The organism is Enterobacter sp. V89_11 (assembly GCF_029967775.1).
In the GTDB taxonomy this organism is placed as follows: Bacteria; Pseudomonadota; Gammaproteobacteria; order Enterobacterales; family Enterobacteriaceae; genus Enterobacter; species Enterobacter ludwigii.
In genome coordinates, this window is record NZ_JASCAN010000020.1 from 24431 (window position 1) to 40387 (window position 15957).

16 protein-coding genes and 1 riboswitch are annotated in these 15957 nt (G+C 54.4%); of the genes, 11 read left to right on the forward strand and 5 right to left on the reverse strand.

The annotated features are described in order from the left end of the window. Positions 1-32 precede the first annotated feature (32 nt). From QLG09_RS15555 to QLG09_RS15580, 6 genes are all read left to right on the forward strand, one after another. The gene (locus QLG09_RS15555) at positions 33-1247 is read left to right on the forward strand and encodes an extracellular solute-binding protein (protein ID WP_020884734.1); all 1215 of its coding nucleotides are present in this window, start codon (positions 33-35) and stop codon (positions 1245-1247) included. Between the two features lie 57 nt (positions 1248-1304). Continuing rightward, positions 1305-2609 carry a sugar ABC transporter permease gene (locus QLG09_RS15560; protein WP_020884733.1) on the forward strand — a complete coding sequence of 435 codons (1305 nt, stop codon included), beginning with the start codon at positions 1305-1307 and terminating at the stop codon, positions 2607-2609. Between the two features lie 11 nt (positions 2610-2620). After that, positions 2621-3472, forward strand: a complete 852-nt coding sequence (locus tag QLG09_RS15565) for a sugar ABC transporter permease (RefSeq protein ID WP_049023408.1) — start codon at positions 2621-2623, stop codon at positions 3470-3472. Positions 3473-3474: 2 nt separating this feature from the next. Next, on the forward strand, positions 3475-4677 hold the full coding sequence (locus QLG09_RS15570) for an arabinogalactan endo-beta-1,4-galactanase (protein WP_040017106.1): 1203 nt from the start codon (positions 3475-3477) through the stop codon (positions 4675-4677). Between the two features lie 30 nt (positions 4678-4707). Beyond that, positions 4708-6765, forward strand: a complete 2058-nt coding sequence (locus QLG09_RS15575) for a beta-galactosidase (RefSeq protein ID WP_282489045.1) — start codon at positions 4708-4710, stop codon at positions 6763-6765. A 99-nt stretch (positions 6766-6864) separates the two neighbouring features. Then, entirely contained in the window at positions 6865-7107 is a 243-nt protein-coding gene (locus QLG09_RS15580) for a PTS transporter subunit EIIB (protein WP_282489051.1), read from the forward strand. 104 nt (positions 7108-7211) lie between these two features. On the opposite strand, the gene QLG09_RS15585 is transcribed toward QLG09_RS15580, so the two are convergent. Further along, on the reverse strand, positions 7212-8477 hold the full coding sequence (locus QLG09_RS15585) for a maltoporin (RefSeq protein WP_025204490.1): 1266 nt from the start codon (positions 8475-8477) through the stop codon (positions 7212-7214). 269 nt (positions 8478-8746) lie between these two features. Here QLG09_RS15585 and QLG09_RS15590 point away from each other — a divergent pair, with 269 nt between their 5' ends. Continuing rightward, positions 8747-9823 carry a LacI family DNA-binding transcriptional regulator gene (locus tag QLG09_RS15590; RefSeq protein ID WP_047744297.1) on the forward strand — a complete coding sequence of 359 codons (1077 nt, stop codon included), beginning with the start codon at positions 8747-8749 and terminating at the stop codon, positions 9821-9823. 41 nt (positions 9824-9864) lie between these two features. Here QLG09_RS15590 and QLG09_RS15595 read toward each other — a convergent pair whose 3' ends face one another. Beyond that, positions 9865-10866: a magnesium transporter gene (locus QLG09_RS15595; RefSeq protein WP_020884727.1), complete on the reverse strand. Its 1002-nt coding sequence runs from the start codon at positions 10864-10866 to the stop codon at positions 9865-9867. Positions 10867-10926: 60 nt separating this feature from the next. Next, positions 10927-11096, reverse strand: a riboswitch (M-box (ykoK) riboswitch). Positions 11097-11386: 290 nt separating this feature from the next. Between QLG09_RS15595 and QLG09_RS15600 the strand changes: the two genes are divergently transcribed. Further along, positions 11387-11890 carry a DedA family protein gene (locus QLG09_RS15600; protein ID WP_025204489.1) on the forward strand — a complete coding sequence of 168 codons (504 nt, stop codon included), beginning with the start codon at positions 11387-11389 and terminating at the stop codon, positions 11888-11890. A 1-nt stretch (position 11891) separates the two neighbouring features. Here the strand turns inward: QLG09_RS15600 and QLG09_RS15605 are convergent, their stop codons facing one another. Next, positions 11892-12641, reverse strand: a complete 750-nt coding sequence (locus QLG09_RS15605; protein ID WP_049023410.1) for an SDR family oxidoreductase — start codon at positions 12639-12641, stop codon at positions 11892-11894. A gap of 100 nt (positions 12642-12741) precedes the next feature. On the opposite strand from QLG09_RS15605, the gene QLG09_RS15610 reads away from it, so the two are divergent. Both QLG09_RS15610 and agp read left to right on the forward strand, forming a co-directional pair. Continuing rightward, positions 12742-13101 (forward strand): helix-turn-helix domain-containing protein, encoded by a 360-nt coding sequence (locus QLG09_RS15610; protein ID WP_020884724.1) that lies wholly within the window; start codon positions 12742-12744, stop codon positions 13099-13101. An 86-nt stretch (positions 13102-13187) separates the two neighbouring features. After that, positions 13188-14429, forward strand: coding sequence for a bifunctional glucose-1-phosphatase/inositol phosphatase (agp, locus tag QLG09_RS15615; RefSeq protein ID WP_049023411.1), 1242 nt, complete (start codon positions 13188-13190; stop codon positions 14427-14429). 32 nt (positions 14430-14461) lie between these two features. On the opposite strand, the gene QLG09_RS15620 is transcribed toward agp, so the two are convergent. Further along, a complete protein-coding gene (locus QLG09_RS15620; protein WP_014169490.1) occupies positions 14462-14689 on the reverse strand; it encodes a YccJ family protein in 228 nt (75 codons plus the stop codon). Positions 14690-14707: 18 nt separating this feature from the next. Further along, a complete protein-coding gene (gene wrbA, locus QLG09_RS15625) occupies positions 14708-15304 on the reverse strand; it encodes an NAD(P)H:quinone oxidoreductase (RefSeq protein ID WP_014169491.1) in 597 nt (198 codons plus the stop codon). Between the two features lie 391 nt (positions 15305-15695). On the opposite strand from wrbA, the gene QLG09_RS15630 reads away from it, so the two are divergent. Beyond that, complete coding sequence (locus QLG09_RS15630; RefSeq protein ID WP_001273664.1) at positions 15696-15866, forward strand: general stress protein; 171 nt, start codon at positions 15696-15698, stop codon at positions 15864-15866. The last annotated feature ends 91 nt before the right edge of the window (positions 15867-15957 follow it).

The following is a 15957-nucleotide window of genomic DNA, read 5'->3' on the forward strand; positions in this document are numbered from 1 at the left end:
TAAAATTGTTATACCTTCACATGAGGTTGATAATGAAAAAGAACATACTGGCTGCTCTGATCCTCTCTACGCTCGCGGTGCAGGCTTATGCCACCACGCAGCTTAACGTCTGGGAAGACATCAAAAAGTCGTCCGGCATTAAAGACGCGGTCGCCGATTTCGAAAAGCAGTACGACGTTAAGGTTAACCTGCAGGAGATGCCTTACGCGCAGCAGCTGGAAAAACTGCGCCTCGACGGCCCGGCAGGAATTGGCCCGGACGTGCTGGTCATTCCCAATGATCAACTGGGCGGGGCGGTTGTGCAAGGGCTGCTGACCCCCCTGAATCTGGAGGCGAAGCAGACCGAACAGTACACGCCTGCGTCCATCAATGCCTTCAAAATGGATAACACCCTTTACGGTGTGCCGAAAGCGGTTGAGACGCTGGTGCTGATTTACAACAAAGACCTGATCGCGAAGCCGCTCAACTCACTTCAGGACTGGTATGACTTTTCTAAACAGCAGCGCGCCAAAAACCAGTACGGCCTGCTCGCCAAGTTCGACCAGATTTACTACAGCTGGGGGGCTATCTCCCCGATGGGCGGGTACATCTTCGGTAAAAACGATAAAGGCGGTTATAACGCCAGCGACGTGGGCCTGAACAAGCCGGGCGCGGTAGACGCGGTCACCTACCTGAAAAAATTCTATGCCGATGACGTATTCCCGGCGGGGATCATTGGTGATAACGGTCTGAATGCGATCGATTCTCTGTTTACCGAGAAAAAAGCGGCAGCCGTCATCAACGGTCCGTGGGCGTTCCAGCCGTATGAAGCGGCGGGCATTAACTACGGCGTTGCGCCGCTGCCGACGCTGCCGGACGGTAAGCCAATGAGTTCATTCCTGGGCGTGAAGGGCTATGTCGTCTCTACCTGGAGCAAAGACAAAGCCATGGCGCAGAAATTTATCGAATTTATCAACCAGCCGCAGTACGTCAAAACGCGCTATATCGCGACGCGAGAAATTCCGCCGCTGACCGCGATGATTGACGATCCGCTCATTAAGAACGACGAGAAAGCCAGCGCGGTTGCCGTGCAGGCCGCACGGGCGACAGCGATGCCGGGCATTCCGGAAATGGGTGAAGTCTGGGCTCCGGCGAACGCGGCCCTCGAGCTGAGCCTGACCGGTAAACAGGATCCGAAAGCCGCGCTCGACAGCGCAGAAAAACAGGTTCAGATGCAAATCGAAGCCATGCAGGCCAGCAACCAGTAGTTTTCTGACGTCGCAGAACGGGAGGGTGTCTCTCCCGTTTTTTGAAAGGAGTTGTTTGTGAGTATCATCCCGGAACATTTTGCCAAACCGCGCGTGGCCGGGCGTCACGCCTGGACCAGCCTGCTGCTGGCGGTCATTCCCGGCTTCGGTCAGTTTTACCACCGTCAGTGGCTGAAAGGGGTCATCTTCCTGGTGCTGCTTGCCAGTTTTATCGGCGTATTTGCTGATTTTCTGCGCGAAGGGCTGTGGGGACTGGTGACGCTGGGTGAGGAGGTGCCACGCGACAACTCCATCTTCCTGCTGGCGGAGGGGATCATCAGCGTGTTAATCGCTGCGTTCGGCGTGATGGTGTATTACCTGTCGATGCGTGACGCGTGGGTCAATGGCCTGAAACGTGACGAAGGGTTGCAGCTTAACAGCGTGCGTAAACAATATCAGATGCTATTGAGCGACGGCTTCCCGTATCTGATGATCACCCCGGGCTTTATCCTGCTGGTGTTTGTGGTGGTGTTTCCCATTTTGTTCGGGTTTGCCATCGCCTTTACCAACTACAACCTCTACCACACGCCGCCGGCTAAGCTGGTTGACTGGGTCGGGTTTAAGAACTTCATCAATATCTTTACGCTCTCTATCTGGCGTTCCACCTTCTTCGACGTGCTGCAGTGGACGGTGGTCTGGACGCTGCTCGCCACTACGCTGCAGTGTACGGTGGGCGTACTGCTGGCGATTCTGGTGAACCAGAAAGATTTACGCTTTAAGCCGCTGATCCGCACCATCTTTATTTTGCCGTGGGCGGTGCCGGGCTTTGTCACCATCCTGGTTTTCGCCGGGATGTTTAATGACTCGTTCGGGGTGATTAACAACGCCATTCTGGCCTTTTTTGGGATTGCGCCTAAAGCCTGGATGACCGATCCGTTCTGGACCAAAACGGCGCTGATCATGATGCAAACCTGGCTTGGTTTCCCGTTTGTTTTCGCCATGACCACCGGCGTGCTGCAGGCCATTCCTGATGACCTGTATGAAGCGGCTACCATGGACGGCGCCAGCAGCTGGACCCGGCTGCGGACCATTACGCTGCCGCTGGTGCTCTACGCCATTGCGCCGATCCTGATTACGCAATACACCTTTAACTTCAATAATTTCAACATCATCTATCTGTTCAATAACGGCGGGCCGGCGGTGGTGGGGTCAAATGCGGGCGGCACCGACATTCTGGTGTCGTGGATCTACAAACTGACGATGTCATCTTCGCAATATGCCATTGCGGCGACCATCACCATCCTGCTGTCTGTTTTTGTCGTCGGCCTGGCGTTATGGCAGTTCCGCGCCACCAAATCTTTCAAAAATGACGACATGGCGTAAGGGACGTAACAATGGCTAAATCACAAAGTATTAAACGTGAGAAATGGGTCCGCCTTTCACTCTCCTGGCTGGTTATTGTGCTGGTGTCGGTCATCATCATTTACCCGCTGGTGTGGACGGTGGGCGCCTCACTCAACGCGGGCAACAGCCTGTTAAGCTCCTCTGTTATTCCGCAGAACCTGTCGTTCCAGCATTACGCCGACCTGTTTAATGGTCAGGTGAACTATATTACGTGGTACTGGAACTCGATGAAAATCAGCTTCCTGACCATGGTGTTGACCTTAATCAGCGTTAGCTTTACCGCCTATGCCTTCTCGCGTTTTCGCTTTAAGGGGCGGCAGAACGGACTGATGCTCTTCCTGCTGCTGCAGATGATCCCGCAGTTCTCGGCGCTGATTGCCATCTTCGTGCTCTCGCAGCTGTTGGGCTTAATCAACAGCCATCTGGCGCTGGTGCTGATTTACGTTGGCGGCATGATCCCAATGAACACCTATCTGATGAAGGGCTACCTGGACGCCATTCCTAAGGATCTGGATGAGTCCGCGCGCATGGACGGAGCCAGTAACTTCCGCATCTTCATCGAGATCATCATGCCGCTTTCCAAACCCATTGTGGCGGTGGTGGCGCTGTTCTCCTTCACCGGGCCGCTGGGGGATTTCATTCTCTCCAGCACCATTTTGCGCACCCCGGACAAATACACCTTACCCATCGGGCTTTATAACCTGGTGGCGCAAAAAATGGGTGCCAGTTACACCACCTACGCGGCAGGCGCGGTGCTGATTGCGGTGCCGGTCGCGATCCTCTATCTGGCCTTACAAAAATACTTCGTCTCCGGTCTGACCTCCGGGAGTACTAAGGGATAACCATGAAAAGACTCAAACCCGCTTTGCTTGCTGTTTGTCTTTCTTGCGGTCTTGCCGCGAGTGCGTTTGCCGCGGACGGGGTAAAAACGCGTCCTTTTAACGCCATGCCGGCAGACTTTATTAAGGGGGCGGACATCTCGACGCTGCTCGAGGCGGAACAGCATGGCGCAACATTTTATAACCAGAACGGCCAGCAGCAGGATGCGATTGCCATTCTGAAAGCCAACGGCGTGAACTATGTGCGCCTGCGTTTGTGGGTGGATCCGCAGGATGCCAACGGAAATACCTACGGGGGCGGCAGTAACAATCTGGAAAACACGCTGGCGCTGGCGAAGCGCGTGAAGGCCCAGGGCATAAAACTCCTGCTCGATTTCCACTACAGCGATTTCTGGACCGACCCGGGCAAACAGTTCAAACCTAAAGCCTGGGAGAAGATGGATTACCCGCAGCTTAAAACGGCAATCCATGACTATACGCGCGACACCATTGCCCGCTTTAAAAAAGAGGGCGTGCTGCCGGACATGGTCCAGATTGGTAATGAAATCAATGGCGGGCTGCTCTGGCCGGAAGGCAAAAGCTGGGGGCAGGGTGGCGGCGAGTTTGACCGCGTAGCCGGGTTACTCAACGCCGCAATCAGTGGGATGAAAGAGAACCTGACCGACGGCGAGCAGGTGAAAATTATGCTGCACCTGGCCGAAGGCACTAAAAATGACACCTTCCGCTGGTGGTTTGATGAGATCACGAAGCGCGATGTGCCGTTCGATATTATCGGCCTGTCGATGTACACCTACTGGAATGGCCCGATCGGCGCGCTCAAAGCCAATATGGATGACATCAGCAAACGCTATAACAAAGACGTGATTGTGGTGGAAGCGGCCTATGGCTATACGCTGGAGAACTGCGATAACGCAGAAAACAGTTTCCAGGCCAAAGAAGAGAAGGACGGTGGCTACCCCGGCACCGTGCAGGGTCAGTACGATTATATCCACGATTTAATGCAGGCCGTGATTGACGTTCCCGATCGTCGCGGTAAGGGTCTGTTCTACTGGGAGCCGACCTGGATTGCCGTACCGGGCACCACATGGGCCACCAAAACCGGCATGAAATATATCCATGATGACTGGAAAGAGGGAAATGCCCGCGAAAACCAGGCGTTATTTGATTGTCATGGCAAAGTGCTGCCGTCGATAACGGTATTTAAATAGTATTCTGTTTCACTTCAGGACGTTTTTAATATGAATAAATTTGCGCCTTTAAGTTCGAAGGTCGCTGCGTTATTGCATGGCGCCGACTATAACCCGGAGCAATGGGAGAATTACCCCGGTATTATTGAAAAAGATATTGCCATGATGCAGCAGGCGAAATGTAATGTCATGTCGGTGGGCATATTTAGTTGGGCGAAGCTCGAACCGCGTGAAGGGGAATATGATTTTGTCTGGCTGGATAACGTCATTGATAAATTATATTCAGCGGGGATCCATATTTTCCTCGCCACGCCGAGCGGTGCGCGACCGGCATGGATGTCGCAAAAATACCCGCAGGTGCTGCGCGTAGGGCGTAACCGCGTGCCTGCGCTGCACGGTGGACGTCATAACCACTGTATGTCTTCCCCGGTGTACCGTGAGAAGACATTGAAAATGAATACATTACTGGCTGAGCGTTATTCACAGCACCCGGCGGTGCTGGGCTGGCATATCTCCAATGAGTACGGCGGTGAGTGCCACTGCGAACTGTGCCAGGAGCGCTTTCGTGACTGGCTGAAAGCGCGCTACAAAACCCTGGATGTGCTGAATCACGCATGGTGGAGCACCTTCTGGAGCCACACCTATAGCGACTGGTCGCAGATTGAGTCCCCTGCGCCGCAGGGCGAGGTGTCCATTCACGGTCTGAACCTCGACTGGCGCCGCTTTAATACGGCGCAGGTAACAGATTTCTGCCGCCATGAGGTTGCGCCGCTAAAAGCCGTCAACGCAGCGTTGCCGGTGACGACCAACTTCATGGAGTACTTCTACGATTACGACTACTGGCAGCTTGCGAAAGCGATCGACTTTATCTCCTGGGACAGCTACCCGATGTGGCACAAGGAGAAAGACGAAACCCAGCTCGCCTGCTATACCGCCATGTACCACGACATGATGCGCAGCCTGAAAGGCGGAAAACCTTTTGTGCTGATGGAGTCCACGCCGAGCACCACCAACTGGCAGCCGACCAGCAAGCTGAAAAAGCCGGGGATGCATATTCTCTCGTCAATGCAGGCGGTGGCACACGGGGCCGATGCGGTGCAGTACTTCCAGTGGCGTAAAAGCCGCGGTTCGGTGGAGAAATTCCACGGGGCGGTTATCGACCACGTGGGGCATCTTGATACGCGTGTCGGGCGCGAAGTGACGCGTCTGGGCGAAATGCTTGAGCGCCTGCCGGGGGTGGTCGGGTGTCGCACGCAGGCACGGGTAGCGATTATCTTCGACCAGCAAAATCGCTGGGCGCTGGACGATGCCGAAGGGCCGCGCAACATGGGGATGGAGTACGAAAAAACCGTTAACGAACACTACCGTCCATTCTGGGAAAAAGGCATCGCGGTGGATGTGATTGATGCCGATGGCGATCTCAGCCAGTACGCGCTGGTGATTGCGCCGATGCTTTATATGGTGCGGGAAGGCTTCGCCGAACGCGCAGAAGCGTTTGTCGCCGGGGGCGGCCATCTGGTGACCACCTACTGGAGCGGCATCGTGGATGAAAGCGATCTTTGTCATCTCGGTGGGTTCCCGGGGCCGCTGCGTAAACTGCTCGGGATCTGGGCTGAAGAGATCGACTGTCTCGGTGAGGGAGAACGTAATCTGATACAGGGGCTGGCGGGTAATGCGGCTGGCCTGCAGGGCCCGTATCAGGTTCGTCATCTGTGCGAACTGATCCATGTCGAAAACGCTCAGCCGCTGGCGACCTACCGGGATGATTTCTACGCCGGTCGGCCTGCCGTGACGGTGAACCGTTTCGGTAAGGGGAAAGCGTGGCATGTGGCGTCGCGCAACGATCTGCCGTTCCAGCGTGATTTCTTCGCCGGGATTATTGACGAACTGGCGCTGCCGCGGGCCATGGAATGCGATTTCCCACCGGGTGTAGTGGCAACGGCCCGCACGGACGGCGAAACCACGTGGGTGTTTGTGCAGAACTACACCGCCCAGCAGCAGCTCATTACGCTGCCGCAGGGGTATACCGACTGCATGACCGATGCCGCCGCCACGGGTGATACCGCTCTGCTGCCGTGGGATTGTCGGGTACTCAGGCGTAAAGCGTAGTCGCTGAGGGCGTCGCGTTGTACAACCCTGGCTAATCAATCTGAAGGCGCCTGCTCTATGAGCAGGCATTTTTTTATTTGCATAACAGAGAGGCGTATTATGGACAGTGAAATAACTCTGCGTTTAATTCCTGCATTCGGCGGCGACGATAATATCGAACATGTTGAAGCCTGTATTACCCGTCTGCGCGTCACGGTAAAAGATTTAAATAAGGTGGATACGCAGGCGTTACAACAGGAGGGGGCGCTGGGCGTGATTATTATCGGCCAGCAGGTGCATGCGATATTTGGCCGCCAGTCTGATACCTTGCGGCAATTATTAGATGCGCATTTTAATCATTAATAATAAAAAAGGGATAGCCAAAATAATGGCTATCCCAAACGAGGAGAATAGACTGCCAGTTGTTGGAGATACAATAACGATTAACGCATATCAGGAAATAAACATTACCACCAGGCTTCCACCTGCACGCCAACGTTCCAGGTATTATTTGCGGTGCCGTCTTCGAAGGATTGTCCTTTCTCGGAGTCATTCAGGTAAGAGGCGAAGACGCGCAGTTCCGGACGCGACATAAAATCAGGCCCATCCGCCAGTCCGAGTGCGAGGGTGTACTTCTCTCCGCTCTGCTTGTAGCTGGAACCGTCGGTGTAGGTATCTTTCTGGTAGAAACCGCCCACTTCACCAATCAGACGCACGTATTCGGTGAACTGGTACTGCGCGCGACCCACCAGAGAGACAAGGCGCGATTTATCGGTGAATTGCGTGGTGTCATCCGCCGAGCCCCAGGTCAGCACGTGGTTGAAGGAGAGCTTGTCCGTAATCGGAATTAAGCCGGTGTTAATCACACGGTAGCCGCTGGCGTCGTTCACGTAGTTCCACATGTCATACCAGCCGCCGCCCTGGGACACCATGTTCTGCGCCAGGCCTTTGTTCGCATACTGCAGCACCAGCTTGTTGTAGCCGCCTAACATGTCCTGGCTGATCTCACCGGTGACCATGACGCCGTTGTCGGCCTCATACAGCCCACCGTACTCTTTCTGCTTATTGGTGGGGTTTGGCATGGCGTAATCAATGCCCACTTCAGTCCATGCACCCGCCCACGGCTTCCAGCCCGCATAGCGAAGGTCGATGTAGTTGATATTAACGTCGCTATCGCCGTCCACGCGGTAGTCCACGTCGTTGGCATCGCCACGGATCCAGGCCACGGACACCGCACCCGGTCCGAGCGTGTAGTTTTCGATACCGGCACCCGCGCCTGAGATGTTCCAGTATTTGGTGTCAATGATGTGCAGGTCATGGCGCTGGTAGTAGCGCTTACCGCCCCAGATCACCGCGTTCGGATCGCCGGGGATCAGCCCCTTGATCTGCAGATTCAGCTGACGCAACCCGAACTGCGCATCGTCTCCGAAGGTGGTTTCATTGTCGTTAGAGCCGTCAGAGACCATGCTCACCATGCTGTCGAGGTAGAAGCTGACATCGTTCTTTTTGTACACCTCTGAGCCCAGCTCCAGCTCGCCGTAGGTATCGGCCTCGTTACCCAGACGGCCAATTTTATTTTTTTGCCACTCCTCCATCCCACCATCCCGTGAGACGCCCACACCGGAGCGAAGATACCCATGAAAATCAATTGGTACTGAAGACGCTGCAAACAGCGAAGGAGACGCTAACGCGGCAGCCAACGCAACAGATACAGAGCGGATCGTCGTGTTCATTGTTACCCTCTTATTGTTTTGTAATACGTTCACAAATCCGCTGTCATAAAATGCCTAAACCTTTTTTCTGGCAATTACGCGATCGTTAATCTGTGATTAAGTGCAAATAAAATAGCCAATTTTGTTACGATTGATGAGGTGTGACCAGAAATGTAGTATTGTGAACGTAATACTTTTTGATGGTGTTATGGCAGCCGAAAGTGCCCAGTGGGCGTTTTTTTATATCGCCCCTGATACAATCAGCGCATAACAACATAAGGAACCGGACCATGAAGTCGAAAAGCGCAACGTTAGAGGACGTCGCACGCCATGCGGGCGTCTCCTATCAGACCGTGTCCAGGGTACTGAATAAATCTGCCAATGTATCCGAAGCCACGCGTCGCAAGGTGGAGAAATCCATAGAGTTATTGCGGTATGTCCCGAACCGCCTGGCGCAGCAGCTGGTCGGAAAGCAGACCCAGACCGTCGGACTGGTGACGATTTCGCTGGCTTTGCATGCGCCGTCACAGGTCGCCGCGGCGGTAAAACGCTATGCAAATGTGGAAGGGTATCAGGTGTTGATCTCCATGATTGATGAGAACGTCAACCACAGCATCCAGGATTCGATCAATGAACTGAAATCTCAGCTCGTCAGTAAGGTGATCATCAACGTCCCGCTGGAAGCAGAGCAGGCGCAGAAAATCGCGACGGACAACGACGATATCGTCTGTCTGTTCCTCGACGTTGACCCTTACAGTTCCGTGTTTAACGTTTCGTTTAACCCGGCAGATGGCACCCGTGCCAGCGTCAAATATCTCTACGAACTGGGGCACCGGGAAATCGCGTTGCTGGCGGGGCCAGCGTCTTCTGTCTCGGCGCAGCTCAGGCTGAAAAGCTGGATTGAAACCCTGAAAGGTTACGGTCTGGAGCCGGCCTCGGTGATCCGCGGGAACTGGGATGCGCAGAGCGGTTACGCGGGTGCGCTGCAGATGCTGCGCGAGACGCCGCAATTTTCTGCCGTGCTGGTGGCCAACGACCAGATGGCGCTGGGGGTATTAAGTGCTTTCCATCAGCATCAGATTTCCATTCCGGGTGAAAAATCGGTGATTGGCTACGATGACACCTACGAAAGCTCATTCTTCTATCCGGCATTGACCACGGTATCGCTGGACCTGGATCTGCAGGGGAAGGAGGCGGTGCGCCGCATTCTTGACAGTGGCGAAGACAATGCCGTGCGCATGTCATCCATTTTGCCTGCCCGGCTGGTGGTGCGGCAGTCGACCGGGCCGAAAGGTGAGAAGGGCAAAAACCTGCAGGCGCTGGCGCAACAGCTTCGTGATATCGCACATCAGCTTGGCGATATGTAAAACGGTGAGCACCTCAACCCGGTGGGTGAGGTGCTGCTCTCTTATTCCAGCCCCAGCGTGTACTGCGCAATCTTGAAGTAGATAATCAGACCGGTTCCGTCGATAAGCGTCGCGATAAAGGGCGCGGAAACGACGGCCGGGTCAATGCCGCAGCGCTTCAGTACCATCGGAATAACTGACGAGACAATCGCACTCCACAGCGTAATGCAGACCAGCGTCAGGCTGACGATAAGGGTAATTTCCAGCCCGATACCCATCATCCAGGCGCGAACACACCCGGCAAGACCAAGCGTGGCGGCAATCATCAGCGAGGTGGTCATCTCCTTTCGTAACACGCGGCCAACGTCGCGCAGGCGCACTTCACCCAGCGCCATTGCACGCACCAGCGTGGAGGTGATCTGCGTCCCGCTGTTCCCACCGGTTCCTATCAGCAGCGGAATAAAAAAGGCCAGGGCAATGGCGGATTCCAGCGCCTCTTCGAAGTGCTGAATAACCGAGCTGGTATAGGCTTCAGCGACAAACAACAGCAGCAGCCAGACGGAGCGTTTTTTCCACAGGCTGAAGGGGCTGGTTTCCAGATACGGCTTTTCCAGCGGCAGCGTTGCTCCCTGGAGCTGGGCATCTTCGGTGACATCATCTTCCAGCAGATGGGCGATTTCGCGTTCGGTCAGGCAGCCGACCACTTTACCGTGCGTGACCACCGGCACGACATCCGCCTCGCCGTGGGCCAGCAGCCCGGCGACATCGGCACGCTCGTCTTCCGGTTTGACCTGCAGAAACTGAGAAATCATCAGCGTTTTCACCGGCTGTACCGTATCGGCGGTCTGCAGCAGTTTGCGCACCGCAACCATGCCCGCCAGCCGACCATTATCTTCGAGGAAAATATGCGATGGAATATCATCGTCTTTTAATTTTTCGAAAAATTGCTCGCGTGCCAGCGCCACGCATAATGAAATATCGAGGACGATAAAATCGGTATTCATATATTGCGCGATTGCGCTGTCATTGAATGCCAGGTTTTGATTGTGAATAGCGTAAGACATAGTGAATTCCCTTTGAATAATAAAATCTCTCAGGGGCGAGCAAGACAGGGCATGTCGAAGAGGAGATCCCCACGTCCTGGGTTCAGCACTGTACACCGTATCCCGTAAGGGAAGTTATACTGACAAAGCCTTGATTCGACAGTGCCTGTTTTACCCTGTGCCGGTTCTCTCGAACCCACCAGAGCGATAACGTGTATTTGTACAGGAGCCTCGCCATAACGAGATCGTTGTAAAACGAGAGGGATAATACGCCACTTTAAAAATCGCGCTGTGGAATTTAAAAGACGTTTAAGAAACGTTTAGAACAATAATTTAATCCCGCGTATTAATGACATCGATTATTCATCAATGACGGTGGTTATTGCTCAAGAGAGTATAATTCCACACCTCTGTGTTTCTAAATGGCGCTGACATTTTCGCGTGTCGTTAATGCCTTCCTGCTGGAGGTCTGAGCGGTTGATACCCCATTTAAGGTTGTTCGTTTCTAATGGTCAGCATCACGAACGCTGCGGGGTGGAATATGACGTGGTTTGACAATCTGCTGAATCATTTTGCGCTCTATCCGACGCATCTGTTCGCGCTGCTTTTCGTCATCGCGCTGAGCAAGTCTACGGTACTGGTTTCCTCCGTGCTTCCACCGGCCTCGGTGATGCTGCTGGCAGGGATCACCGTCAGCCAGACCAGCCTGCATCCGGGACTGACGTGGCTGGCTGTCGCGGCGGGTGCCGCAACAGGGTCGGTATTGAATTATCATATCGGCCAGTTGATGGGCCACACGCGGCTGGTCACGCGCTTCACCTCCCGGCACGCCGAGAAATTTTTGCGGGTACAACATCAGCTGCAGAAAAACGGCGTGCTGGTGCTCTTTACCGCGCGTTTCCTGGCGGTGCTGCGTTATATCGTCCCGCTGGCAGCGGGCATGCTCAGACTGAACGCGGCGAAGGTGTACGCGGTAAGCCTGATTTCAGCCGTCGTATGGGCGGCGCTGTATGTCGGCATCGTCACCGGCATCAGCGCCTTTTGACCTACAGGTTTCCCATTCCGCCGTCGACCAGCAGTTCCGTTCCCACCATATAGCGCGATTCGTCAGAGGCAAGATAGAGCGCGGCTTTCGCCAGCTCCGTCGGCGTGCCCATTCTGCCCAGCGGCACAAGTTTGGTGATATCCCCCAGCATCGCCTTGAGCGCTTCCTCGCTTAACCCCGTTTTATTAAATGCCGGTGTTTCTACCGGACCCGGGCTCAGGCCGTTGACGCGAATACCGCGCGGCAACAACTCCCCTGACAGCGTGCGTGCCAGCGACAGTAATCCCGCCTTGCTGGCGGCATAAACGCTGCTGGCAGGCAGCCCGATGCGGGCGCTCACGGACCCGCACAGGATCACAGAGGAGGGATTATTGAGCAGCGGCAGCAGGGCCTGAATCAAAAAGAACGGTCCTTTAAGGTTGATGCCCATCAGGCGATCCCAGGCGTCTTCCTGCCACTCTTCAAGCAGCCCGTGCGTCACATCGCCGGCGTTAATAAACACGGCATCAAGACGCGACCAGCGAGAGGTGAGCGTGTCCGCCAGCGCTTTTTGCGCGGCGATGTCACCCGCATCGGTCGGAATAACCCAGGCATTATCGCCCAGAATGCGTTGTGCTTCGGCAAGGGTATCCGGGTTACGTCCGGTGACAGCAACGTGCGCCCCTTCGGCAATAAATTCCTGCGCGGTAGCGAGACCAATACCGGAAGTGCCGCCGGTAATCAGCGTATATTTACCTGCTAAACGACCCATGTGCTTCTCCTGAAATGACTCTGGAGAAAGCACTATAGAAACGTTAGTATCGAAAGGAAACTAGGTACCATTTGGATACTAATGAGGCAAGAGGTGTGCTATGGCGGAATCACTCACTATACCCTGTGAAAAAAAATCTGAGGTTTATCTCTGCCCGATGACGCAGTTTGTAAACCTGATTTCCGGTAAGTGGGCGATCCCGGTGCTCTATCGCCTGATTATGCTCAATGCACCGGTCCGGTTTGGCGATCTGCTGCGCGCCGCCGCCCCCATCACGCAAAAAGAGCTCACGAAGCAGTTGCGCCTGTTTGAGCAGCGCGGGCTGGTGTCGCGCACTATCTACCCGGAGATCCCACCGCGGGTGGAGTATCAGATAACCGCGCTGGGGTTAACCCTCCAGAGCGCGCTCTCCCCGCTGGCCGACTGGATGAGCGAATACGGCGATCGCCTTGAAAAGTAATCCTCAGTTTGCGAAACGCTTCCCGGAAAATTGTCACGAATCTGTCACACTCACTGCGACATTTTAAAACGAGTGAGGAATTAGGGATGAGAAAAGCACTACTCGCGCTGGCAATCGCCGGTTCCATTGCAGTGACATCTGGCGTGCAGGCGCAAGAGACGCCGGAAGGGTATCAGCTGGAACAAGTTTTAATCATGAGTCGCCATAATTTGCGCGCGCCGCTCGCCAATAATGGCAGCGTGCTCGAGCAATCCACACCGAAGCAGTGGCCAGAATGGGAGGTGCCAGGCGGTCAGCTCACCACCAAAGGTGGCGTGCTTGAAGTCTACATGGGCCACTATATGCGCGAGTGGCTGGCACAGCAGGGGATGGTGAAAACCGGCGAGTGCCCGGCCGCGGATAGCGTATATGCCTATGCCAACAGCCTGCAGCGCACTGTCGCCACCGCGCAGTTCTTTATCACCGGCGCCTTCCCGGGGTGCGATGTGCCTGTGCATCATCAGGAAAAAATGGGCACCATGGATCCGACCTTTAACCCAGTGATTACGGATAACTCACCTGAATTCCGTGAAAAAGCGCTGAAGGCGATGGAAACTGAGCGGCAGAAAATGCAGCTTGGCGAGAGCTACAAGCTGCTGGAGCAGATGACGAATTACGCCGATTCACCGTCCTGTAAAGAGAAGAACGTGTGCTCGCTGGCGGAGGCGAAAGATACCTTCAGCGCTGACTATGAAAAAGAACCTGGCGTATCGGGGCCGTTAAAAGTCGGTAACTCGCTGGTGGATGCCTTCACGCTGCAGTATTACGAAGGCTTCCCGGCAGACCAGGTTGCCTGGGGTGAAATTAAAACCGATCAACAGTGGCGCGTGTTGTCGCAGCTGAAAAATGGCTATCAGGACTCGCTGTTTACCTCCACCGAGGTGGCGCAAAACGTGGCCAAACCGCTGGTGAAGTATATCGACCAGGCCCTCGTCACCGGGCAGGCGAAAGCGCCGAAAATCACCCTGCTGGTGGGGCATGATTCCAATATCGCGTCGCTGCTTACGGCGCTGGATTTCAAACCGTACCAGCTGCATGACCAGCACGAGCGGACGCCAATTGGCGGGAAAATTGTTTTCCAGCGCTGGCATGATAAAAACGCCAACCAGGAGCTCATGAAGATTGAGTATGTCTATCAGAGCGCCGACCAGTTGCGTAACGCCAGCGTACTGTCACTGGATGCGCCGGCACAGCGTGTGACGCTGGAGCTGAAGGGGTGTCCGGTTGATGCGAACGGTTTTTGCCCAATCGATAAATTCAATGCGGTGATGAATAACGCGGCGAAATAGGTAAAACCCCCCGCTCAGGCGGGGGGAAACGTTCAGACGTTTTTACGTTCGATGGTTTGCTCACCCCAGAAGAGCGCGTCTTTGTCCGTTTTCCCGAAGGCACGTTCCAGCACTTCATCGCTGCCTTCTTCCCAAATCTGCTCTGCCAGCTTTTCGTCATAGTTCGCGACTTCAAAAATGGCTTCGGCGATCTCCGGAGAGGTGTTGCGTAAACTTGCCCATTCACCCACGCGGTGGGCTTTGGATTCTTGAGTTGGCATACTTGTCCTCCTGTTGAGTTAGCCGTTCAGTTTTTTGGCGAGGCCTGCGACATACTCACCCTGATAGCGGGCGATAGTGAGCTCTTCGTTGCTCGGCTGTCGGGAGCCATCGCCACCGGCAATGGTGGTGGCGCCGTACGGTGTCCCGCCACGAACCTGGGAAATATCAAACAGTTCCTGCGCGCCGTAGCCAATCGGCACAATCACCATCCCATGATGAGCAAGGGTAGTCCAGGTTGACGTAATCGTCTGCTCCTGACCGCCGCCGGTCCCGGTGGAGCTGAAGACGCTGGCGAGTTTGCCGTATAACGCTCCGGATGCCCAAAGTCCTCCGGTTTGATCGAGGAAGGTCCGCATCTGGCCTGACATATTGCCAAATCGGGTAGGGGTGCCGAAAATAATGGCATCGTAATCAGCCAGTTCCTGCGGGGTGGCAACCGGGGCATTTTGTGTTTTCCCCCCGGCTTTGGCGAACGCCTCAGCCTGCATCGTTTCCGGTACGCGTTTCACCACAACTTCTACGCCGTCCACTCTGTTTGCACCTTCTGCTACCGCGTGAGCCATGGTTTCAATGTGTCCATACATGGAATAATAGAGCACCAGAACTTTTGCCATTTTGCATCACTCCTCGTTTGTGTTTTCTGACAGCGGATCGCTGCGTTCATTTAAAGATAAGTCATCACAGCCAGACTGCAAAAATGAACGGCATTTCTTTGATTTATAACAATATGGATACAAAAGCGCTTTGTAGCAAAATGAAACAACTTTCCCGCTGCGGATTTTTAAAATGATAAGAAAGGCTTATAAATGCCCGTCGCGTAATCTCACCCGAATGGCTGAGATCATGTTGCAGAATATTACCTCTGACTTGCCGGATAGCCGCATTCCACTAAGCTTAATTTCACGCGGCACAGATAAAGGCACTGTCCTTCAGCCGCGCGGTGAAAGAATCCTCTTTTACTGAATGCAATATGATGTCTAATGTTTCACACTCTGGAGGTTAGAGATGGCAAACCATCGTGGTGGTTCAGGTAATTTCGCTGAAGATCGTGAAAGAGCATCAGAAGCAGGTCGTAAAGGTGGCCAGTCTAGCGGGGGGAATTTCAAAAATGACCCTCAGCGCGCATCAGAAGCTGGCAAAAAAGGGGGCAAAAACAGTCATGGCAGTAATAAGTAATACGCCGGGCTGATACCCTGCCGCCGGGATCTCCCGGCGGTTTTTTATTTCTGCAACATTGAACTGTAACCAAAGGCATCGCACACTAGAG

Bases quoted from the DNA above. Each gene is read 5' to 3' on its own strand.
- QLG09_RS15555 (WP_020884734.1), top strand. From the start codon at position 33: ATGAAAAAGAACATACTGGCTGCTCTGATCCTCTCTACGCTCGCGGTG.
- QLG09_RS15565 (WP_049023408.1), top strand. From the start codon at position 2,621: ATGGCTAAATCACAAAGTATTAAACGTGAGAAATGGGTCCGCCTTTCA.
- QLG09_RS15570 (WP_040017106.1), top strand. From the start codon at position 3,475: ATGAAAAGACTCAAACCCGCTTTGCTTGCTGTTTGTCTTTCTTGCGGT.
- QLG09_RS15575 (WP_282489045.1), top strand. From the start codon at position 4,708: ATGAATAAATTTGCGCCTTTAAGTTCGAAGGTCGCTGCGTTATTGCAT.
- QLG09_RS15580 (WP_282489051.1), top strand. From the start codon at position 6,865: ATGGACAGTGAAATAACTCTGCGTTTAATTCCTGCATTCGGCGGCGAC.
- QLG09_RS15585 (WP_025204490.1), bottom strand. From the start codon at position 8,477: ATGAACACGACGATCCGCTCTGTATCTGTTGCGTTGGCTGCCGCGTTA.
- QLG09_RS15590 (WP_047744297.1), top strand. From the start codon at position 8,747: ATGAAGTCGAAAAGCGCAACGTTAGAGGACGTCGCACGCCATGCGGGC.
- QLG09_RS15595 (WP_020884727.1), bottom strand. From the start codon at position 10,866: ATGTCTTACGCTATTCACAATCAAAACCTGGCATTCAATGACAGCGCA.
- QLG09_RS15600 (WP_025204489.1), top strand. From the start codon at position 11,387: ATGACGTGGTTTGACAATCTGCTGAATCATTTTGCGCTCTATCCGACG.
- QLG09_RS15605 (WP_049023410.1), bottom strand. From the start codon at position 12,641: ATGGGTCGTTTAGCAGGTAAATATACGCTGATTACCGGCGGCACTTCC.
- QLG09_RS15610 (WP_020884724.1), top strand. From the start codon at position 12,742: ATGGCGGAATCACTCACTATACCCTGTGAAAAAAAATCTGAGGTTTAT.
- agp (WP_049023411.1), top strand. From the start codon at position 13,188: ATGAGAAAAGCACTACTCGCGCTGGCAATCGCCGGTTCCATTGCAGTG.
- QLG09_RS15620 (WP_014169490.1), bottom strand. From the start codon at position 14,689: ATGCCAACTCAAGAATCCAAAGCCCACCGCGTGGGTGAATGGGCAAGT.
- wrbA (WP_014169491.1), bottom strand. From the start codon at position 15,304: ATGGCAAAAGTTCTGGTGCTCTATTATTCCATGTATGGACACATTGAA.
- QLG09_RS15630 (WP_001273664.1), top strand. From the start codon at position 15,696: ATGGCAAACCATCGTGGTGGTTCAGGTAATTTCGCTGAAGATCGTGAA.